This window comes from Bacillus sp. PK5-006 (genome assembly GCF_054161415.1).
In genome coordinates this window covers 1,313,603-1,334,942 of record NZ_CP096414.1, presented here as the reverse complement: position 1 = coordinate 1,334,942, position 21,340 = coordinate 1,313,603, and the positions used below count along the sequence as shown (strand labels likewise).

Genomic DNA, 21,340 nt, shown 5'->3' with positions numbered 1-21,340 from the left:
TCAAAAACATCTTTTCACTTATCACTATTCAACCGCAGCTCTCATTATGAAAATGACCTGATCACATAAAAAAAGAGAATGGCTTATGCCATCCTCTTTGTTATCTTACTTATTCAGCACTGACTAAAATTTTCACTTGATCTTTTTCATTGATTAATGCATGGAAGCCATCCTCAATCACATCGTCCAGCTTGATTTTTTTCGTGACGAGTGTGTCTGCAGAGAAATAGCCTTTTCTCATTAAGTTTAATACAGATGGGAATACGTCTCTGTAGCCGATAATTCCTTTTACTGTACGTTCTTTAATGACAATGTCATTCGGCATAATTTCAGCGCCTTTTTCCCAAATGCTTACAATGACTGTTTCGCCTGAAATTCTAGTTGATTGGATTGCTTGCTTCAATACAACAGGTACACCTGTCACTTCAAAAGAAACATCGACGCCACCGTTTGTGCGGCTAGCAATTTCTTGAACAACATCTTCATACTGAGAAGGATCTACAATGATCGCTCCAAGCTCTTTTGCTTTCTCTTGACGTTCTTTTGATAATTCAACTGCATAAATATCAGTAGCACCAGCTGCTTTTAATGCTTCAATGACAAGTAAACCAATTGGTCCGCAGCCAAACACAGCCGCTGTATCCCCAGCTTGTACTTTACTAGAACGAACCGCATATAAAGCAACCGCAGAAGGCTCGACAAGCGCGCCTTGCTCATATGAGATTTCGTCTGGTAATAAATGAAGTAATTCTTCATCGACTGATACATATTCAGAGAATCCACCGCCGCCTCCGGCAAGCCCTAAAAAGCCCATGTTTTCATCTAAGTTATAAGCACCTTGATGGCCGTGAGTTGCAAAAATAGGTTCAACAACCACTCGATCGCCTACTTTATAATTGCTCACGCCTTCTCCTACTTCAACAACTTCACCAGAGAACTCGTGTCCCAGTGTAATTGGTGCTTTTTCTTTTGTAAGTGGATGAGGTTCATTCACAGGAATGAAGATCGGTCCGCCTAAATATTCATGTAAATCACTACCGCAAATGCCACACCATTTTACTTTCAGTTTCACTTTTCCTGGAGCAACTGTTGGTTCATCAATTTCCTCTAGTCGAATGTCCTTTTGATCGTGCCAGCGTAGTGCTTTCATTTGTAAGACTCCTTTTCTCATCAATTTAATTAACTTACTTAAATAATGATAACATAATTTTTTTAATTTTCTAAGTAGGATGCACTATTTTTTTGACAGTCAATGGACGAAAGATGACAAAACATAACAATAGACAGATTAGAAGCATACATATACACCCAATGATGACGGAGATTCTGATCGATAAAATATGAGCGAGTCCGCCAAATATTCCTGTCATGGCCATCGTCAGAATGGCTTCAACCAAAGCATAAAAGCTGGCTACCCTCCCCATCACCTCTACAGGAATATTCGTTTGATAGAACGTCATAAAGCCTGTGTTCGCAAATGCTAAAAAGAAGGCTAATATAAAAAATCCACCGGCGGCTGCAACTAGACTGCTGGAAAATGCATAAATAAGATAGCCAAACGCCACAAACAAACTGCCGATTCCAAGCATCAGCGAAACTGACAGCCTTTCGACAATGACCGAATTAAGACTTGCCCCTGCGATAATACCCGCTCCAGCTATACTGACAAGAAGGCCATATTGTGTATCAGTCAGCATCAATACTTCTTTTGCAAAGGCTGTTTCAAGTGAGTCTATGGCCGTAGGAAGGACCGTTATCGCCGCACTAAATAATAAATATACCGTCATGATCTGGCGTGACGTCAGACTAAAACGCAGAACAAGCTTTGCATCCTCTTTTAACATTGAAAGGGAAAACCGCTTTTGGGCAGCATCTGTTTTGAGCAAATTCGGTAAACACATCGTTAACAGTGCAGATATCAACAGGCAGATGGCATTTACATAAATTGAAAGAACAGGCGTCCCGATGAGAAAGAGCAGACCTGCTGCTGCGGGCCCAAGTAAAAATCCACCGGATTGTAATAAAGAGCGAATGGCATTAAACCGTTTTCGGTTATCCGCCGGGATGAGTCCTGTCATATACACCATCGACGCTGGATGAAACATCGCTTGTGCCATCTGTATGAAAAACACCATGACATACAGAATGAGCAGATGTCCTGAAAATAAGGCAAAAGGGATGCATGCAATGAGCAGAGCACGGGTAATATCTAAACTGATCATCACTTTCCGCTGATTCAGCCTGTCAATCAAACTGCCGGACCAGCTATTGGTCAAAAGAGCAGCAGCCGGTCTTAGCAAATAAACTGCTGTTACAGCAAGTACAGAGCCCGTTTCTTGAAAAATAAGCAGATGGAGGGCAATCATATAAATCCATTCTCCTATGTTCGCGATCCCGATGGCTCCAAGTAAAATACTCATATCCCGCCAATGTTTTTTCATCATTGTCCCCCCTATTTGTCATAAAAAAATCCCGCCCCCAAGACATGTCTGTCTTGAGGACGGGATTTACTCCGCGTTGCCACCTCAGTTCATTCATCTGTTGCCAGATGAACCTTAGCGGGTGATCATTCACCCTTCTCTGTAACGGGAGAAGTTCGCTGCACCACCATCCGAGGGAATCCGGTGCAGAGCTAAGAGGCTTGGTTCCATCATGCTTCCCAGCTCCTTCTCAGCTTCACGGAGTTCTCTGTGTGGGGCAGCTATGATGTACTCTTCTCTATTTGCGCTTTGTCTTTTTTTCATCACGATCTTCAGCTGAATTGTTACATATTGTACTGCGCCTCGATCAAAGCGTCAATGTTTTTTTCATGTTAATCCGCATAAATCATTTTCCTAGTCATGCCGCCATCAACAACCAAATCTGTGCCGTTCACAAATTGATTGTCTTCATCTGTTAAATAAAAACAGGCTTTCACAATATCCTTTGGCGTGCCGACTCGATTGGAAAGATGCTGCTGATGGTCAATTTCTCGAAGACTTTTCTCATCTTTCGTTTCAATCCATCCAGGGGAAATGCTATTTACCGTAATGTGATCCTGACTAAAAGAAACTGCCAAGGCATGAGTAAGCGCGGAAATGCCGCCTTTTGATGCAGCATATGCTTCTGTATAGGGCTCTGTCATGGCCGCACGGGTAGATGAAATGTTCACAATGGAACCGCCGTTTGGATTCTCTTTGATGTAACGTGCTGCTTCTCTAGCGCATAAAAAAGTCCCTCTTACATTTGTATGCAGCACATGATCCCACTCATCGACCGTTAACTCATAAGGCGATGCTGTGCACATGACGCCGGCATTATTAATAAGAATATCAATTGTTTTGCAGTGCTCCACCGCAAACGACATTAAGCGCTGAATATCCTTCTCCTGTTTCACATCTGTTTTAATGAAATAAACTTCAAAGGACTCTTTTCTCAGCTGCTCCTCCAAACGCTTCCCCTTCTCTTCATCTATATCCGCAAGCACCACACGCGCCCCTTCTTTTGCATAACCGCAGGCGATCGCTTCACCAATACCATTGGCTGCGCCTGTGATGATGACGGTTTTATGTTGAAAATTCATCATTCATCCAATCCTTTCTCCATGAGATGTTGTCGTCTATCATATCATTTTGAGGAATCTCGGCACAAAACTGAATTTGTATGACTAGATCAACTGGTCAAAGAGGTCACCTGCTTCGTAAAATTGAGCAGTAATTGATTTCTCATTTATCGTAGATAAGAAAAAAGCGTATTATAGCGAAATCAAAGGTCGTCCATCTCTTGATTTGTTGTTATTTAGAATCTAATTGAATATATAAAATGATTAAGATTTAGGAAGTAGGATGTTGTTCTGTCCCAAAGAATACACGAAAGCAACTGACTCGAAACATTTTCGTTTAATCTTCAGTTAAACGACCATTTTGCCAAAGCTGTTGATAATACGGATGTGTTTTTTGTAATTCTTCATGTGTGCCTTGACCTGACAAGCGTCCATCTTCAAAGACAAGGATTTGGTCTGCACTTGTAATCGTGGATAACCGATGGGCGATGATGATCGTCATCCGGTTTTTCGTTAACGCTTGAAGAGCAAGCTGCACTTCACGCTCTGATTCGTTATCTAAGTTCGATGTCGCCTCATCAAGTAATAAGATTCTCGGATTTCGTAAAATCGCACGAGCAATCGCAATACGCTGTTTTTGACCACCTGAAAGCTTAATACCTCCTTCACCAACCTCTGTATCGAGGCGTTTATCCAGCTGCATGACAAAATCATAGGCATAGGCTGCTTTTAATGCGGCAAGTACCTCTTGTTCACTTGCTCCATTCGTCCCGTACATGACGTTGTCACGAATCGTTCCGTTTAATAATGGTGCATTTTGACTTACATAGCCAAACAGCCCACGCCACTCTGTTAAATTAAATTGCTCAATGTTTTCTTTGCCATACAATATCGCACCTGATGACACGTCATAAAAACGTTCAATAAGGGAGAACATGGTCGTTTTCCCGCCACCACTTCGGCTGACAAAGGCCGTTGTTTCATTTGGCTTTAACGTAAACGTCATATCTTTTAACACGTACTTTTCGTTGTACTTAAACGACACATTTTCAAAATGAATCGGCTGTGACGCCGCAGTTACCGGTTTACCGTCTTGGACTTCACGCTTCTCATCTAAAGCCTCGACAATACGCTCTGTTGCGCCAAGTGTTTTTTGTAAATCAGTAAAGAATGTCGCCATTTGTGTAAATGGCATAATAATTTGTACTAAATAAATCATGATTGCCACAAGCTCGCCAGAACTAATGGCACCTGAAGCAACCTGTGAACCGCCATACCCAAAAATCGCAATGATCACAACCATCATGAGAAGCGTCATAAGTGGTGAAAGAATCGCAACAATTTTTGCTTCTTTTAATCCATACTTGTACAGCTGCTGAATTTGCTTTTCTCCGCCTGCTAGCTCTTGCTGCTCTGTTTGTGAAGCTTTCACAAGGCGAATGTTTGTTAAAATTCTCCCTAATCGTCCGCCAAATCCTGCCAACTCATCTTGATTGGCTTTCGAAATCGCGTACATTTTTTCCCCTAGCGGATACGTCACAAAAATTGTGAGTGGTACGGCGATCAGTAGCAGCAGCGTCATTTTCCAGTCAATCCACAATAAAACAACGATTGCACCAAGTATCGCAAAAAGCCCTGATACAAACGATACGAGCTTTTCCGTTACAAACTCCTTTACGACGTTTGTATCCTGCGTAATTCGACTCATCGTTTCGCCAGATTCATGTGCATCGTAATATGTTAATCGTAAATGCAGCATATGCTCCCATACTTCTGTTCGTAAATTCGCGACAACTCCTTCACCTAAACGACGCATCATATAAAATGTAACGGCACTAAGCATCGCCTGTATAATTAAAACAACAATGACTGGTAAGAGTGATGTTAATGCAAAACCAGTATCTGAAATTTGGTTAATAAGCTTCATTGTGAGTAGTGGCACAGCAAGTCCAGCTGCCACCTCTACGATACTTATAAAAAATAAAAGAACTAATTGACTATTCGCCATTTGACTGCGCTTCATCAAAATCCAAAGCTGTGAGATTTTCCCTTGCATTATGATTCACTGCTCACTTTCGTCATGACCTTTTCAAAACGGAAAAACTCATACTCTTCATCCGATTCCGGCTCCTTGCCTTCAACATTAGGTCCTGGGTTGCCTTGGTGATAAAACTCAACAATTTTAAAGCCGCATTTATTCACGTAAAAATGAATATTACGCTTTTCAAAATATGGTGTGTGCAGCTCCCAAACCTTCGTCTCTGGGAACGCTGCTTCTATCGCTTGCCACATTTTAGTGCCAAGACCTTTGCCATGTGCATTTGCCCTTGTATACAGGAAATCCACTTCGTTTCGCTGGGTTTCGTTATTCATTTTCAATACGACACCACCAATTCTTTCGGCGTTTAGTAAAAGTTGACGTACAACCGATTCTTTAGCAGTAAGTGAATGATTGAAATCTTCCTCAGACGGGATTGGTCCCATTTCTGCCGGATCTTCCGCATCTGTAAAACGATCTTGTAACCCCTTCATAAATGCCTCTTGTAATTCTGCCTTAAATGCTGCTAGCTCGTCCTGCGGTACAGGTGCTAATGTCATTTGTTGATTTAGTTTTGTCATTTCTAAAAAACCCTTTCTTTTAAACTGATTAAAATATTCGACCGACTGTTAAAAATAGCTGACTATAATGGGCTAGACTCCGTATTTTCGAATCCAACCTTCCGCCTTATTACTCCATTTCATTGAGAAACCCAACCATTTACCAAGCCAAGTTAGTAGAGATCGAATGTTAGGTCATGTTAAGTTCACAAGAAATAGTGTAAAGTATGGAGTAACCCTAGAGTAAAGAAAGAAATGAAAAATATATTCGAAGAAATCATTATCAGCTAAACCTCTTATGTAAAGCGACGAGAAAATAGGTTGGTCGGTACAACGGAGAAACTTTACGAGCAATCTACGCCATTTTTTTAAAAAACTTGGGATTAAAATACGGTATTGTGTATGCAAAAAGAGATGACTTAAATGAGGAGTCTGGAGATGTGAGCTGCCTATTTGTCGCCTATATGACCGTCAGCAAGAATGAAACCAGCTGGGTTCTATGAGATTATTTATCATCAAGGATCTTATGAAGAAACCTTAGAAAGTATCTCTTTCGTTGATATGTATTGTATATTCAATGTGAATTCCACAATAAAGAGCCGTCCCATTTATGGAGCGGCTCTTTATTGTTAAACATTTATCGAGAAACCAATACCATTGGCTGCGCCTATGATGATGACGGTTTTCCCTTTAAAATGTAGCATATGATTAATTCCTTTCAATGACTCGTATGAATGATTTACTTTTACCCTTTCCTGAAAAGAGCAATCCAGTCATCCACCTCTATTGATTCTATTTGATCTTCTGTCATGTTCAATCTATAATATTGCTTTATTTTCTCGTTAGCATCTAACATGTATTTTGTAACGATCTCTTCTTCCTTTAAAGTTTTCGTTGTTCGCTTGACCCATTCTTGAAAAGGGTAACGTTTTTTTCGTTCCATTGATCTTACTTCTTTTATTCCCTCTTTATAAAACAATTCCCGCCATTGTTCTGTAGATAGACAGGACACATGACTTGGGTCTCTCAATCGTTCCAGCTCATTGATAAATAGTGCAAGCTCTTCATCACTTGGCGAAACATTATCAATAAAGAAAAACAGACCATTTGACTTTAATACGCGAGATGCCTCTTTGGCAAACTGTTCAGGGTGCGGGAAATGGTGTGCTGCAATTCGGCATGTAACCATATCAAATGTGCCATCTAAAAAAGGAAGGCTTTCTGCATCCGCTACTACATAAAAAATTTGTGGATACGCTTTTAAATGAAGTGATGTATGCGAAAGCATCTCTTTCGTTAAATCCGTCGCAAATACTTGATTCACATATGGAGCCAATGCTTTTGCGGTATGCCCGCCACCAGTTGCTATATCGAGGACGATCCAGCTTTCTTTTGGAGCTGTCCATTCAACGATTAGATCCAGGTCTGCTCCCTTTGCATGAGTTTGACTCGTCACATACTTTTCTGCATTTCTCCCAAATTGTTCTACAACCCTTCTTTTGGCTTGATCTGAATTCATCTAATTCCTCCCCCTTGAAATGGATTTGTATATTCTATGTGATTTTCCACAATAAAGAGCCGTCCCATTTTATTGAGCGGCTCCTTTCATGTTAAAAATTATCGAGAAAGCATCCCGTGCGGGTCAATGACAAATTTCTTCGCCACACCCGAATCAAAGTCACTATATCCTTTAGGGGCTTGATCAAGGTCAATGACGGTCGCATTGACGGCTTTAGCGATCTGTGCTCTGCCGCTTAAAATGGATTTCATTAGACTGCGATGATATTGCATAACAGGGGTTTGACCTGTCACAAAGGTATGAGCTTTCGCCCAGCCAAGTCCAATTCGCACTTTCAGAGAGCCGACTTTTGCATCGGCATCCACTGCTCCTGGATCTTCTGTGACATAAAGCCCTGGAATTCCAAGCTTGCCGCCAACTTTAGTAATATCCATAATCGTATTTAAAACAGTTGCTGGTGCTTCTCCCTGGTCTCCATGACCCGAAGCTTCAAAGCCGACACAATCGACGGCACAATCAACTTCTGGCTCCCCTAAAATATTCGTAATTTGTTCGCCGATTCGATCATGTTTTCGTAGATTGATCGTCTCACAGCCGAAGCTTCTTGCCTGTTCCAGTCTTTGCTCATTCAGATCTCCAACAATCACAGCAGATGCGCCAAGAAGCTGAGCCGAATGTGCTGCTGCAAGACCTACTGGCCCAGCACCTGCAATATATACGGTCGAACCAGGCTTTACTCCAGCCGTATAAGCACCATGAAAACCTGTCGGGAAAATATCGGAAAGCATCGTGAGATCAAGTATTTTTTCCATCGCTTGATCTTTGTCTGGAAATTTGAGCAGTTGAAAATCTGCATATGGAACCATGACATACTCGGATTGGCCGCCAACCCATCCGCCCATATCTACATATCCATAGGCAGAGCCTGGGCGGTCCGGGTTTACATTTAAGCACACATGGGTTTTTTGTTCCTTACACATGACGCAGCGTCCGCATGCAATATTAAACGGAACGGACACGAGATCTCCTTTTTGAATAAACTCCACATCTCGCCCAACTTCCACGACTTCACCTGTAATTTCATGACCAAGGACAAGTCCTTCAGGTGCAGTCGTACGCCCTCTCACCATGTGCTGATCACTTCCGCAAATATTCGTCGTCACTACTTTTAAAATGACGCCATGCTCACATTTGCGCCCCACATTGGCTTTAGGTACACCCGGGCCGTCTTTTAAGACCAAATCAGGGTATCCAATATCCTCAACTGCTACTTTTCCTGCTCCTTTATAAACGACACCTTTGTTTCCCGACATGATTTCATTCCTCCCTTTTGTTTAAAAATGAAGTCTCTACAATTTTCTCTATTTCTTAAGCAATTTCCTTCTTCAAACAGCACATTATGTGAAAAAGAGGGAGGCACATGTCTATGTGAGAAAGAAAAATGTGTCTTTCAGCGAAATAAAAAAGAAAATATTGAAAAAAAAGCTAAACTTTTGCAGAACGGTGTCGATATAAGAAATAAGCCAGACAGGTATCCTTAATCGACAAACAAATTCCTTATATATACTATCATTCCTTACACACCTGGCTGGCGCCTATATCACATACAAAAGGCTCTTCTGATGAAGAACCTTTTTTTATTGCAGGCAAAGAGGCTCCTCTGACGAAGAGCCTCTTTTTTGAGTGCTTGTTCATTACCTGGGAAATATTTTCATCATTTTAAGGCTTTGATACAGATGTATGTATCATAGTGATAAACCGAGACTTCTCTAAAGTGATATGCTGAAAACAGACGGCTGATCTCTTCTTCACTGTACGATGAAAAAGATGTTGACCGTTTTTGTTCGTTGATCAGCTCCTGCTTTTGGAAAGATAAAAATACTTCTCCATCCACTTGAAGGACGCGGTACACTTCCTTCATGACTTGCTCAATATCCTTCAAATAATAGATCGTCTGTACCGTAAATAATTTATTGAATGATCTGTCTTCAAAAGGTAATTGCTCAGCCTTACCAAGCGTAATGACGGCTTTGTCCTGTTCCGCAAGCTTCTTATGTTTTCTTTTTGCATATTTAATCATATGGTGAGAGGCATCCACTCCATATACTTTTCCGCGGTCAAGTTTTTCAGCTACCTTTGATAAGGTGATGCCTCTTCCAGTCCCAATTTCTAAAATTCGGTCATTTTCTTGTATATTTAAGAGTTGAATCGTCCATTCATTGATATTATGATGATTTTTTTCCATATAGCGGGCAACCCATTTTGAGAACAAGCCTTTTGGTTCCCTCATTTGTTTTCCAATCCAGCTTTGAATCAATGTTAACACCTGCTTTTCACCAGTAAATAAAACTATTTACAAATTTTCTTACTTTTCATATCGGCTCTCACCTAACAAAAATTAAGACCTAGTCCTAATTTATTTGTCTTTTATAAGACGCTCCTTTTCAGAAAATGTTTCGCAGAAAGTGAAAATTTTTTTAACCTGAATAGGCGTTTTCATTATTTGTGCTCAGATTGATTTCGTTTTCTGCATGAGCTGCATAATTTATAAATGTATCTTGATTAGATAAAGGTGGTGCTAGATTATGGGCTTTGGCGGTTATTCTGGAGGCTACTGCGGTGGCTACGGTGGCGGTTTTGCAGGCGGATTCGCATTGCTTGTTGTACTGTTCATTTTGTTGATCATCATTGGTGCAAGCTGGATTTGCTAACGTAAAAGGAGCAGGAAACGTCATGGTTTCCTGCTCCTTTTCTTTAATACCAATAAGTCCGGTACTGATACATATAACGTCTGAGCATTTCCTCTTGCTCTCTTTGCATGCGGTATGGATTGCCGTATCCGTGCTTTAAGGAATGCGGAATAGATGCATACCCGTGCCCCACAGACGGAAATCTCATATATGGTGACATCGACATTCATTGATCACCTCACAATCACCTTTTACGGTATCATATGTGCAGGTGATCAATGTGGAGCGTGTCTAAACCTGGTCCTTCTCCATCGTATAACAATCAAGCATGGCAAGCATCATAAACATGTCAATCTCCTCCTTTTCACATTTTTCATTTCCTGTTTTAGTTCATATACTTTAGTTGTTTCTGTTTCATTTCTTCATAAATTGTTTCGACTTCTTGTTCGTAAAGAACGGTCTCAATGTCCTTGTATTTCCGCTTAATCGTCAAAGTAATAAAAAATAAATGGATTGTCATATACGCTCACCTCCCTTCAGTTCGCAGCACGCGAAATAGCCCGCAGATCTTCTTTATCAGTTGACCTGCGGGCACACAAAAATGCAGATCAAAAGACAGTGTCTTCCAACCTGCAATGGATGATACGTGTGAAATCCTCGTTTACTTAAACAGTTTTGAAGCGTGCACCGTATAAGGCAAAGGAAGGACACGAACTCTTCCACAGGCTGATGACATGATGAAATTGTTGGTTGAATTGATCACAAGTAGATACGAATAACATATTCTTCAGCCTCCTTTACGTTTTTTTAATTACTTTGTAAGTATATCCAGCAAGCACCATTTTGTAAACCTGTTTTTAGTAATATAGATGAATTTTGTGTTTTTGACTAAATTTCTACAGTTATTCTTGTCCGATTATCCAATACAATAAAAAAAGCCTCCTCAGGCAAATGAGGAGGCTTTCGAATTAATCTTCATCTAATTCTTGCAGTTTCTTTTGAAAGAAAATCGCGCGTTTAACACAAACAAAAGCTGCTAATAAGAAAACACAATCTATTCCCATCATCAGCATTTTTGGAGATGCTTCGATGTGCTGGTTCGGTAAGATCGTACCAATATATAAAAAGGTGCTGACAGCAAGCAAAATAAAAGCGTACTGCTTGTAATCTGTCACTAAATCACTCCACTTTTTCTTCACTTGTTTCACCTTCCAGTTATCAATGTCTATTCATAGCTTAACATAGTGAGAGAAAGCGAGGAGCATGTAAATCTATCCATTCGCCAGTGCGCTTAGTCCTTGCTTGATATCATGTAGTAAATCATCCACATCTTCAATTCCGACGGAAATACGAATTAAACCATCTGTGATGCCAAGCTCCTCCCGGCGGTCTTTTGGAATGGACGCATGGGTCATCCGGGCAGGGACAGAAATTAAGCTTTCAACCGCTCCAAGGCTTTCTGCGATTGTAAACAGCTTAAGCTGGCTTAAAAATACATCGACATGTTCTTCTTTTCCAATATCAAAAGAGATCATGCCGCCGAAGCCGGATGCTTGTGTTTTCGCAAGTTCATGTCCAGGGTGAGTATCGAGACCTGGATAATAAACACGTGTGACGGCTGCATGCTGCTTTAAAAACTCAGCGATTTTCTGTGCATTTTGTTGATGTGCTTCCATTCGTAGTCCAAGCGTTTTCATCCCTCTCATGAGAAGCCATGAATCCTGCGGTCCAAGAATTCCGCCTGTCGAGTTTTGAACAAAGTGCAGTTCTTCTCCAAGCTCTTTCGTCGCTGTGACGACAAGCCCGCCTACAACATCACTATGGCCGCCTAAATACTTAGTCGCACTGTGCAAGACAATGTCTGCGCCATATTCAATCGGCTTTTGGAAATACGGTGTGAAAAATGTATTGTCGACAATCATCAAGATGTTGGCTTCCTTTGTCAATTCGCCGATGGCTTTTAGATCTGTCATTTTGAGTAAAGGATTGGTTGGCGATTCAATGTAAACGGCTTTTGTTTCAGGTAAAATGGCTTTTTTCACTGCTTCAGGATCACTTGTGTCAACAAAGGTTGCAGTAATGCCAATGCGGTTTAGCACCTTTGTGATGACGCGGTAGGTTCCGCCGTACACGTCATCTGTCAGCACAATATGATCTCCGCTGTTAAACAGCATCATCACAGCCGTAATGGCTGCCATCCCTGAACCAAATGCGTAGCCGCTTGCTCCTCCTTCAAGATCACGAATGACTGTTTCCAGGGCAGTTCTTGTTGGATTTGCTGTTCTGGAGTATTCATACCCCGTATGTTCGCCTGCTTTCGGCTGCTTATAAGTACTTACTTGGTAAATCGGCACAGACACGGCGCCTGTTCTTTCATCACCCGTTGTTCCGCTGTGAATCATCATTGTTTTTGGTTTCATTCTATTTTCCTCCCTCATAAATTCCTTTACTTAAATATCGCTCACTGCTGTCAGGAAAAATGGTGACAATGACTGTCCCAGGTGCTGCTTTCTTTGCTTCCTCTAAAGCGGCATATAAAGCGGAACCAGAAGAGCTGCCGATGAGAACACCTTCTTTTTCAGCTGCTTCTTTCACCATTCGAAACGCATCATCATCACTGACAGTGTAAATCTCATCAAATAAAGCCTGCTCCATATAATCTGGGATAAATTCAAGGCCAATTCCTTCCGTTCTATGCGGACCCGGGTCCCCTCCATTTAAAATTGATCCTTCAGGCTCCACAACCACTGTTTTTAACGCCTGATTCTGCTCTTTTAAATAGGCGGCACAACCTTGAAAAGTTCCGCCAGATCCTGCTCCCGCCACGAATACATCGATATTCCCTTTTAAGTCGGACCATAATTCGGGACCGAGCGTTCTGTAGTAAGTCAATGGATTTACTTGGTTTTTAAATTGTAAAACACAATAGGCATTGTCAAGGCTTGCCTCTAATTCAAGGGCTCGATCAATCGCACCCTTCATGCCTTCTTTTCTCGGCGTATGAATAATCTCTGCACCGAGCGCCTTCATCAGTTGTTGTTTTTCTTGACTAAAATGTTCTGGTACACAAAAAATGGTCTGCAATTGATGCTTTCTTGCACTTAGGGCAAGCCCAATTCCTGTGTTTCCAGCAGTTGCTTCAATAATAGTTCCGCCTGGACGCAGTTTGCCAGATGCTAATGCTTCTCTGATGAGCATGTCACCTAAACGATCCTTAATACTTCCACCTGGATTCATCATCTCAAGCTTTGCATACACCTCAACGCCTTCTGGGACGCCAATCCCTGACAGCTTTAAAAGCGGTGTGCGGCCAATTAATTCAGTAATATCCTTTATGACAGCCATATGATTCCCTTCCTTTGTATGGAAAAGAAGGGGGGAACCCCTTCTTTTATTGTGTTTGCTTTATCATACGCAAGACAAGGTCGGTTGAGTGAATCGCTGCTTGCTCAAGGAATTGATCAAAGGAGATATTGGATTCTTTCCCTGCAATATCTGATAGCGCACGAACGACAACAAATGGCGTACCAAAGAGCTGGCAGACCTGTGCAACGGCTGCGGCTTCCATTTCCACCGCATATAGCTCTGGAAACTTCTCTCTCACAAACGCTACACGATCCGGATCATTCATAAACGAATCTCCTGTTGCAATCGTTCCTTTTGCCACTTGAATATGATCAATTTCTAAAGCAGATTCTTCTGCCAGCTTCACAAGCTTTTCATCTGCAATGAAAGCAGCTGGAAGTCCCGGCACTTGTCCATATTCGTAATCAAAGATGGTCACATCTACATCATGATGTCTCACATCAGTAGAGATGACAATATCACCTACATTTAATGAGTGGTGAAAACCGCCAGCAGATCCTGTATTGATCACATAATCTGGCTGAAAGCGGTCAAGCAGTAATGTTGTGCTGACCGCTGCATTTACTTTTCCAATCCCTGATTTTAATAAAATCACTTCTTTATCTTCATAAACACCTGTTGTAAATTCACACCCAGCGATGTTTTCTTGTGTAGCATTTTTTAGTTGATCTCTTAAAATCGTCACTTCTTCTTCCATTGCACCTATAACTGCGATTTTCAAATCAAAAACATCCTTTCATTCCCTTTTCTTCGCTTCTACGATCCAAACAAAATCATTCATTTGATGAAAGGACGTGCTAAAACCTTCTTCTTCAAAGATTTGCTTTAGCACATCAATGGATGGATAATATTCCGTTTCTAAATCCTCTGCAAGCTGATCGAACCCTGCGGCTCTCGCTTTGTCGATCTGAGCTTGATGTGCTGCTTGATTTTGAAACATTGTATCAGCAAAAACTATTTTACCATCTGAGTGAAGGATGTTGCTATAGGTGTGAATGGCTTGTTTTTTTTCTTCATCCGTTAAATGGTGGAATGCATATGAACTGACGATCGTATCTGGCTCAAAAGGCGGCGCTGGAAATGATAAAAAATCCCCATCATGAAATAGATCTGGCAGTCCTTTTTGAAGAGCCGCTTTCTTCATGGCATCTGATGGTTCAACACCAAACACGTTTTTATCAGCTGCAAGGAGCAGCGCTGTTAGATTCCCCGTACCGCTTCCAAACTCAAGAACATTTTGGCCTGAAAGGCGGACAATCTCTTTTAAAATAGCCGGATACCGGCGAAACACTTCTTTATACTGCTCGTCATGACCACTTACCGTGTCGTCATAAGAGTCAGCCCAATGATCAAATAAAGAAAGAAATTCACGTCCCATTTTCTTTCCCTCCACTTTATCTATTTATTCCTATGCGTATAGTATGTTTTATTCCGTCGAACAGTTCCTATCCTACCACAACTTCTGTTTCTTTCCTACTAAAAAATACTGGGAGAGACCGAAAAACATTTGCCCTTCTGAAGGAGAGAGATTAAGATGAATGAAGAGTATAGAGAGGTGAATCAAATGGATTTTCAGCTGGATTTTTTAAAGGATAAAATAGAATTTTTTGAAGCAACATCTTTAAAAGAACTTGAACAAAAGATCCAAAAACAAATTGAACATAATCAAGCGATTCTGCTGACTGTTCATTCTGTCAGTCATCAAACGACTGTGATTGATGAGCGGATTTTGTATACAGCAGTTGTTCATTTTAAAGCGAATGTCTAAACAAAAAAGATAGCATATCTGCTATCTCAGCGTGTAGACAAACCCTCGCATTCGTTGTCAGTTCTGCGTGCCGGTGCTCACGAATGTCAAATTCGCTCCGCTCCAGTACTCGTCCTTCCTAGACTGCAAAGGTTTTCTATCACGCTGAAAAGAAGACAAAGGGCTAAAATAAACATCATTTTAGCCCTTTGTCAACAATCTGCTATCTTTTTTCGTGTTTATCTTAATTTTTCAACCTTCACAGGTTTCCAGCCTTTTTCATCTACCCACGTAATTTCCACGCGGTAGCGTTCACCTGTTGATTTATCACGGATGGTTCCTTTTGCATCTTGAGGACCTCCGTTATTTCCTAACCAAAGAACGGTCATTTGATCTTCTGAAATTCCTGTCGCATAGGACATGGCTTTGATCATTTCTTTCCAGTCTTTTGAGCTGGAATCATAGGTTGCTGTATGTGAACCGGATTGCTCTGTTCCTACAGGCTCCCAGTCATCATTTTCGTATGTTTTGTCTACATCACTCGTTTTGCCGCCATCTGTTTCTTTGGCGTCTTTTAACGCATCTTTATTAGGTTTTTCTTCATCATCTGTCTTCTTCTTTTCGTCGTCTTGATCAGATGAGTCGTCTTTTTTTGCATCTGAATCATCGGATGTGTCTTTCTTTGGATCTTTCACATCTTCTTGTGAGTTTTGTTTATTTTCACTCGTTGCAGGTGCCGTTTTTGATGGCTCTTTTGCTACATCTGTTTCTTTCGGCTTATTAAAAATTAACAAACTCGATGCGACAACCAAAATAAGCACCACAACTATACCAATTAATATGTTAAGCACCATATTTGCCTTTCTGCGCTTATCACGATGTTCAAATCGAGAATTTCTACTCAAAATCTCTGCACTCCTTTGCCTCTGTTCCCTAAGTCGTTACTATTCTAACATGTCATGAAGGGATGTTCTATGTCTGTTTCTTTTCAATTTCATTGACCTTTTTTACAATATCATAAAACGCATCATTTGTCTTAGCCCGGCCACTTGTCTCATCTAGGTGAACAACGACAAGGGCGTATTTTGGTTTTTCTACCGGAAAGTATCCAGCAAACCACTTATGATAAAGCGGATTCCCCTTTTTGTCTTGACTGCCGGTTTGGGCAGTACCTGATTTTCCCGCTACATCGTATGGCAAATCTTGAAACCTTCTTCCCGTTCCCTTGTCAGAGGTCACCACCTGTCTTAAAAATTTTTGCAGCTTTTGGGCTGTATAGCGGTCTATGCTGCCCCCTTCAGGCCGTTTGTTTTGAAAGGACAGCATCGTTGTTCCGTTTTGATACAGCACTTTTTCTGCGATTTTCACTTCTTTTCGTTCTCCTCCTCTTGCGATCGTAGCCATCATATTCGCGATTTGCAGAGGCGTCGTTTTGACATTTTTTTGTCCTATTGCGGTTTGTGCAATGGCTTTTTTGACATGCTTGTCTCTTTTATCTCCCCACACACTGCCTGTTTCTTCACGATCAAACTGTTTGAAGTGCTGCTTATGATAGACATCCCCTTCCCAGCCAGCTCGATCTAAGAGTCCAAGCTTTGCAGCCGTCTTTTCGATGATTTGATCATCTGTTTGAATGAGCCTTTCAGCAAGTGTCGCAAAGGTATAATTGCAGCTCTCAGAGAAACTGTCCGTCAGATTCAGCACTTCCTGTTTTCCTTCAGGCTCTCCATATAAATTCTTTCGACAGTCATACATGGTTTGTGGCTGGTCAAGATTTTTTTCGATTGCTGCGGCAAGTACAGCCGTTTTAAAGACAGAGCCTGGTGCAATGGCTGTCAGCATGTAATTTCTTGCCTCATGCCGGTTTTTACTTGTGACATTTGGGGTACTCGCCATCGCCAGTACACTGCTTTTTTCAATGTCGAGCAGAACGGCACCGCCTTTTTCAACGCCTTGTTCTTTGAGCACCTTCTCCATTTCAGCCTGCATGTCTTCATCTATTGTTGTCTGTACCTGAAGTGGATAAAAGGAATGAGCTTCTGCTGTATATTTGACGTCCATACCGAACAAAGGGTTTCCCCTTCCGTCCACATGATATAACAATTTTGTGTCTTGCTCGGGTAATAGAAATTCGTCAAAGGTGCTTTCAAGCCCAAATGTGCCGATTTCAGTACGTATGGAAAGCTCTTTTTTGTCAGGATAACGCTTTCTCAATAGTTCTGGATTTTCGCTTGTGAAACCTAATGTGTGGAGGGCAAGTCTTTTTTTGTCCTTCTCTTTCATATATACGCCGTACACACCTGAATATTTCATATCATTGATGTCTTTCAGCTTTTTTTTCGTAATGTCATCTTTTAAAATGAGAGGTTTTTTCGTTTCTGTTAACTGTTTTTTGAGTTCATCCTCTTCCATCTCAAGAATAGAGGCGGTTTGCTGTAAGCGTGGAAGATCATATTGCAGGAAAGGAAATAAGATAACCGCAGGCTGTTCTTTTGTAAGAAGTGCTTGGCCGTTTCGATCTAAAAACTCACCGCGCCCGTCTGAAATAACGACTTCTTCTGTTCGCTGTTTGACACTTTCTTGTATTAAATTGATATCAAGCTTTGAAAACGATTCTGTGAAGAACAGCTGAATTTCTGCCAGTCTCATCAGAAGACCGAGCAATAGTATAAAAATAATCGCACCTGTCCATTGAATTCTTCTTTTTTTGCGCATAAAAACACCTCGTCCCTATTGTGGACGAGGTGTTTACCTGATAAACGTGATTATGAAATTTTTACAATTTGGACGAACATTTCTCCGCCAGGTGTTTGAACGGTTACTTTGTCGTCTACTTGTTTACCTAAAAGGCTTTTTGCAATAGGTGAATCGTTTGAAATCTTGCCTTCAAACGGATCAGCTTCTGCACTTCCAACAATTGTGTAAGACTCTTCTTCCCCGTCTGGTAATTCAACGAATGTCACCGTTTTACCAAGTGAAACCACATTTGAGTTTCCTTCATCTTCGATAATTTTAGCATTACGAATCATATTATCAAGCGTTGTAATACGGCCTTCTACAAACGCCTGCTCTTCTTTAGCAGAATCATACTCCGAGTTTTCAGAGAGGTCTCCAAAACTTCTAGCGATTTTAATACGCTCTACAACCTCTTTACGTTTAACCGTTTTCAAATATTCAAGCTCTTCTTCTAATTTACGTTTTCCTTCTTCTGTCATTGGAAATACTTTCTCTTGTGCCATGAATCATTCACTCCTTCTATTAATCCTCATCATACAAACTTTCTGCACGTGAGTGACGACTGAAATATACAAGAATGAGGACATGTTCAGGCCCTCATTCCTTCTGTACCATATTCGTAAAAGTCCATCTTACATGGCGTCCCTTTTAGATGCAACTATTATGCCTTTTATTAGACAGGACCACTCGCAGCGGTCTAAAATCGCACAAACTGTGGAAAGGCACAGGAAGCTCCTGTACCTCGTTCGGCCATTTCGATCATATGTAGAAGAATAGCTTATCCATTCTCCATCTTCCAATACATAATATGGTCAGTGTACGATATGTCTATGCTATATTATTACAAAATTGCATTTTGATCAAGAATTGTTTGAAAATTTGTGATGATTTGTTTGTCGTTTTTTTAATATACTTTTTCAACTTCATTCTTTCGCTATGTGGTAGTGATTTCTCCATCTCTTCTTTTCTTCATTGTTTTCTTATCATATCAAACCCTTAAGATTTTTTCCGAGAATGCTGCTCTAATAACAGTCTATAATGCTGCAGCAACACGTTATTGGACAGATAACCAGAGTGTTGCTTCTGTTAGCTCTAATGGGCTAGTGACCGTTCATTCACGTGGCGATGCCACTATCACTCTTTATAAAGACAAGTTTTTGTGAGAGTTTGGTAAGATGATGTTGAAAAGACCTTTACACTGTAAAGGTCTTTTTCTTCTCCACCATTTACTCTGCTCGGTTTTGAAGAATGGTTTGAATTTTTGTGACCATTAAGTCGATCGCCACATGGTTTTGGCCGCCTTCTGGGATGATGATATCGGCGTATCGTTTCGTCGGTTCAATGAATTGATTATGCATCGGTCTGACAACAGATACATATTGTTCAATCACAGAATCGATCGACCGGCCTCTTTCCTTCGTATCGCGTAAAATGCGGCGGATGATGCGAAGGTCTGCATCTGTATCAACATACAGTTTAATATCCATTAAGTCTCTCAAACGTTCGTCTTCGAGCGCAAAGATACCTTCAACGATAATGACATCCTTCGGCTCAACATGAACCGTCTCTTCTGAACGTGTATTTAGTTTAAAATCGTATATTGGTTTTTCAATGGATTCGTATCTTAGGAGCTGTTCCAAATGCTCAAACATCAGGTCATTGTCGAATGCAAGCGGATGATCATAGTTCGTGAGCAGGCGCTCTTCAAATGGCATATGACTTTGATTTTTGTAATATAGATCTTGCTGAAGCATGAGGATGGAGTGTCCTTTAAATTTTTCATAGATTGAATTGGTGACGCTCGTTTTACCTGAACCCGAGCCGCCAGCAATACCAATGACAACTGGTTTACTCCTCATGTGGCTGTTATTTCCCCTTTCTCATCATGTTGCTAGGGTATACTTTTTGATCAAGCTTGAATTTGACGATTTGCAGCGGATGACGAGCGGCATCTAGTTCATTTCCTTTTTCATCCCAAATCGTTTCAATTTTGCATGTGAAATTCTCAATCTCTGGACCGAAGAATTCGACTTCGTCGCCTTGCTTAAAGAAGTTACGCTGCTGCAATGTCACGATTTGTTCTTTTTCATCATAATGAAGAACAAGACCTGCGAAATCAAATGTCGTTTTCTTTCCATGAATGCCAAACATTTGTTCATCTGTTCCTGGTACGCCTTCGAAAAAGGCTGGTGCTGTGTCACGGTTTGCGCATTTATCTAATTCATCTAACCATTCCTGCTGAATGACAAAATTGTCTGGATCAGCACAGTACGCATCGATGACTTTACGATACACACTTACAACAGTGGCAACATAATGAATGGATTTCATCCGTCCTTCAATTTTTAAGCTGTCAATTCCCATTTCAATCATTTGAGGAATGGATTCAACAAGCTTCAAATCTTTTGGACTCATCGCAAATGGCGCATCTTCTTCACCAAATAATGGCGCTTCCTCAGAACCTTCTAGTTTATAAAGATCATAATCCCAGCGGCAGGACTGGCAGCAGCCTCCGCGGTTAGAATCTCTTGCCGTCATATGGTTACTGAGCACGCAGCGGCCAGAATATGCGATACACATCGCACCGTGAATGAATGTTTCGATTTCAATATCGACCTTTTCTTTCATTTCTCTAATTTCTAACGCACTAGTTTCACGTGCGAGCACCACACGCTCAAGCCCTTCTTCCTTCCAAAACTGAACAGCTTTCCAATTTGAAAGAGACTGCTGTGTGCTTAAATGGACTTCAAGCTTCGGTGCAACACGTTTACATGTTTCAATGATCAGTGGATCAGCTACGATAATGCCTGCTACTCCAGCGCCTTCGATCCTTTGAAGGTATTCCTCCAGCCCGTCCATGTTTTCATTGTGGGCGAAGATATTTGTTGTCACATAAATGCGTGCGCCATATTTGTTTGCAAATGCGACACCTTCTGCCATTTCTTCAATTGAAAAGTTATCTGCATTTGAGCGAAGTCCAAATTCTTTCCCGCCAATAAAAACAGCGTCAGCTCCGTAATGTACAGCAATTTTCAGTTTTTCCAAGTTTCCTGCGGGTGCAAGCAGTTCTGGTTTTTTTGTAATGACACGTTTCCCATCTATCATTTCAGAAATACCATCTTTCAATAATGCCATTTCCTCTG

22 protein-coding genes and 1 pseudogene are annotated in these 21,340 nt (G+C 41.1%); 3 read left to right on the top strand and 20 right to left on the bottom strand.

The window, feature by feature from the left end:
- Positions 1 to 109: 109 nt before the first annotated feature.
- The 8 genes from M1D84_RS06825 to M1D84_RS06790 all read right to left on the bottom strand — a co-directional run bounded on the left by M1D84_RS06825 (position 110) and on the right by M1D84_RS06790 (position 9,975).
- Complete coding sequence (locus M1D84_RS06825; protein ID WP_025092841.1) at positions 110 to 1,150, bottom strand: 2,3-butanediol dehydrogenase; 1,041 nt, start codon at positions 1,148 to 1,150, stop codon at positions 110 to 112.
- A 70-nt stretch (positions 1,151 to 1,220) separates the two neighbouring features.
- Positions 1,221 to 2,441, bottom strand: a complete 1,221-nt coding sequence (locus M1D84_RS06820; RefSeq protein WP_122631828.1) for an MFS transporter — start codon at positions 2,439 to 2,441, stop codon at positions 1,221 to 1,223.
- 371 nt (positions 2,442 to 2,812) lie between these two features.
- On the bottom strand, positions 2,813 to 3,562 hold the full coding sequence (locus tag M1D84_RS06815; RefSeq protein ID WP_332284110.1) for an SDR family oxidoreductase: 750 nt from the start codon (positions 3,560 to 3,562) through the stop codon (positions 2,813 to 2,815).
- Positions 3,563 to 3,878: 316 nt separating this feature from the next.
- Entirely contained in the window at positions 3,879 to 5,597 is a 1,719-nt protein-coding gene (locus tag M1D84_RS06810) for an ABC transporter ATP-binding protein (protein ID WP_197172647.1), read from the bottom strand.
- Entirely contained in the window at positions 5,597 to 6,160 is a 564-nt protein-coding gene (locus M1D84_RS06805) for a GNAT family N-acetyltransferase (RefSeq protein WP_332284107.1), read from the bottom strand. The genes M1D84_RS06810 and M1D84_RS06805 overlap by 1 nt, the downstream gene beginning before the upstream one ends.
- A 724-nt stretch (positions 6,161 to 6,884) precedes the next feature.
- Positions 6,885 to 7,658, bottom strand: coding sequence for a class I SAM-dependent methyltransferase (locus M1D84_RS06800; RefSeq protein WP_458106431.1), 774 nt, complete (start codon positions 7,656 to 7,658; stop codon positions 6,885 to 6,887).
- 98 nt (positions 7,659 to 7,756) lie between these two features.
- On the bottom strand, positions 7,757 to 8,971 hold the full coding sequence (gene fdhA / locus M1D84_RS06795) for a formaldehyde dehydrogenase, glutathione-independent (RefSeq protein WP_024423097.1): 1,215 nt from the start codon (positions 8,969 to 8,971) through the stop codon (positions 7,757 to 7,759).
- 401 nt (positions 8,972 to 9,372) lie between these two features.
- The gene (locus tag M1D84_RS06790; RefSeq protein ID WP_216100496.1) at positions 9,373 to 9,975 is read right to left on the bottom strand and encodes a class I SAM-dependent methyltransferase; all 603 of its coding nucleotides are present in this window, start codon (positions 9,973 to 9,975) and stop codon (positions 9,373 to 9,375) included.
- Between the two features lie 268 nt (positions 9,976 to 10,243).
- Here M1D84_RS06790 and M1D84_RS06785 point away from each other — a divergent pair, with 268 nt between their 5' ends.
- Complete coding sequence (locus M1D84_RS06785; RefSeq protein WP_008342643.1) at positions 10,244 to 10,369, top strand: YjcZ family sporulation protein; 126 nt, start codon at positions 10,244 to 10,246, stop codon at positions 10,367 to 10,369.
- Positions 10,370 to 10,412: 43 nt separating this feature from the next.
- Here the strand turns inward: M1D84_RS06785 and M1D84_RS06780 are convergent, their stop codons facing one another.
- The 7 genes from M1D84_RS06780 to M1D84_RS06750 form a co-directional block, all read right to left on the bottom strand.
- Positions 10,413 to 10,574: a hypothetical protein gene (locus tag M1D84_RS06780; RefSeq protein ID WP_155267112.1), complete on the bottom strand. Its 162-nt coding sequence runs from the start codon at positions 10,572 to 10,574 to the stop codon at positions 10,413 to 10,415.
- A gap of 159 nt (positions 10,575 to 10,733) precedes the next feature.
- Entirely contained in the window at positions 10,734 to 10,868 is a 135-nt protein-coding gene (locus tag M1D84_RS06775; RefSeq protein ID WP_065214597.1) for a YrzI family small protein, read from the bottom strand.
- A 448-nt stretch (positions 10,869 to 11,316) separates the two neighbouring features.
- Positions 11,317 to 11,547: a YrhC family protein gene (locus M1D84_RS06770; protein WP_034279976.1), complete on the bottom strand. Its 231-nt coding sequence runs from the start codon at positions 11,545 to 11,547 to the stop codon at positions 11,317 to 11,319.
- Between the two features lie 72 nt (positions 11,548 to 11,619).
- Positions 11,620 to 12,768, bottom strand: a complete 1,149-nt coding sequence (locus tag M1D84_RS06765) for a bifunctional cystathionine gamma-lyase/homocysteine desulfhydrase (RefSeq protein ID WP_024423100.1) — start codon at positions 12,766 to 12,768, stop codon at positions 11,620 to 11,622.
- A gap of 1 nt (position 12,769) precedes the next feature.
- The gene (locus M1D84_RS06760; RefSeq protein ID WP_151040126.1) at positions 12,770 to 13,693 is read right to left on the bottom strand and encodes a PLP-dependent cysteine synthase family protein; all 924 of its coding nucleotides are present in this window, start codon (positions 13,691 to 13,693) and stop codon (positions 12,770 to 12,772) included.
- A 46-nt stretch (positions 13,694 to 13,739) separates the two neighbouring features.
- On the bottom strand, positions 13,740 to 14,435 hold the full coding sequence (gene mtnN / locus M1D84_RS06755) for a 5'-methylthioadenosine/S-adenosylhomocysteine nucleosidase (protein WP_024423101.1): 696 nt from the start codon (positions 14,433 to 14,435) through the stop codon (positions 13,740 to 13,742).
- A gap of 15 nt (positions 14,436 to 14,450) precedes the next feature.
- Positions 14,451 to 15,092, bottom strand: coding sequence for a class I SAM-dependent DNA methyltransferase (locus M1D84_RS06750; RefSeq protein WP_024423102.1), 642 nt, complete (start codon positions 15,090 to 15,092; stop codon positions 14,451 to 14,453).
- Positions 15,093 to 15,278: 186 nt separating this feature from the next.
- Between M1D84_RS06750 and M1D84_RS06745 the strand changes: the two genes are divergently transcribed.
- Positions 15,279 to 15,482, top strand: a complete 204-nt coding sequence (locus M1D84_RS06745; protein ID WP_024423103.1) for a YrzA family protein — start codon at positions 15,279 to 15,281, stop codon at positions 15,480 to 15,482.
- 218 nt (positions 15,483 to 15,700) lie between these two features.
- Here M1D84_RS06745 and M1D84_RS06740 read toward each other — a convergent pair whose 3' ends face one another.
- The 3 genes from M1D84_RS06740 to greA all read right to left on the bottom strand — a co-directional run bounded on the left by M1D84_RS06740 (position 15,701) and on the right by greA (position 18,700).
- Entirely contained in the window at positions 15,701 to 16,366 is a 666-nt protein-coding gene (locus M1D84_RS06740; RefSeq protein ID WP_151040128.1) for a YrrS family protein, read from the bottom strand.
- Between the two features lie 67 nt (positions 16,367 to 16,433).
- Entirely contained in the window at positions 16,434 to 18,176 is a 1,743-nt protein-coding gene (locus tag M1D84_RS06735; RefSeq protein ID WP_151040130.1) for a peptidoglycan D,D-transpeptidase FtsI family protein, read from the bottom strand.
- Between the two features lie 50 nt (positions 18,177 to 18,226).
- Complete coding sequence (gene greA / locus M1D84_RS06730; RefSeq protein WP_008358505.1) at positions 18,227 to 18,700, bottom strand: transcription elongation factor GreA; 474 nt, start codon at positions 18,698 to 18,700, stop codon at positions 18,227 to 18,229.
- A gap of 525 nt (positions 18,701 to 19,225) precedes the next feature.
- On the opposite strand from greA, the pseudogene M1D84_RS06725 reads away from it, so the two are divergent.
- Positions 19,226 to 19,360, top strand: a pseudogene (locus tag M1D84_RS06725) (Ig-like domain-containing protein); the annotation flags it as partial.
- Between the two features lie 63 nt (positions 19,361 to 19,423).
- Here M1D84_RS06725 and udk read toward each other — a convergent pair.
- Positions 19,424 to 20,056 carry a uridine kinase gene (gene udk, locus M1D84_RS06720; protein WP_024423106.1) on the bottom strand — a complete coding sequence of 211 codons (633 nt, stop codon included), beginning with the start codon at positions 20,054 to 20,056 and terminating at the stop codon, positions 19,424 to 19,426.
- Positions 20,057 to 20,063: 7 nt separating this feature from the next.
- Positions 20,064 to 21,332, bottom strand: a complete 1,269-nt coding sequence (locus tag M1D84_RS06715; protein ID WP_375850929.1) for a peptidase U32 family protein — start codon at positions 21,330 to 21,332, stop codon at positions 20,064 to 20,066.
- Positions 21,333 to 21,340 lie beyond the last annotated feature (8 nt).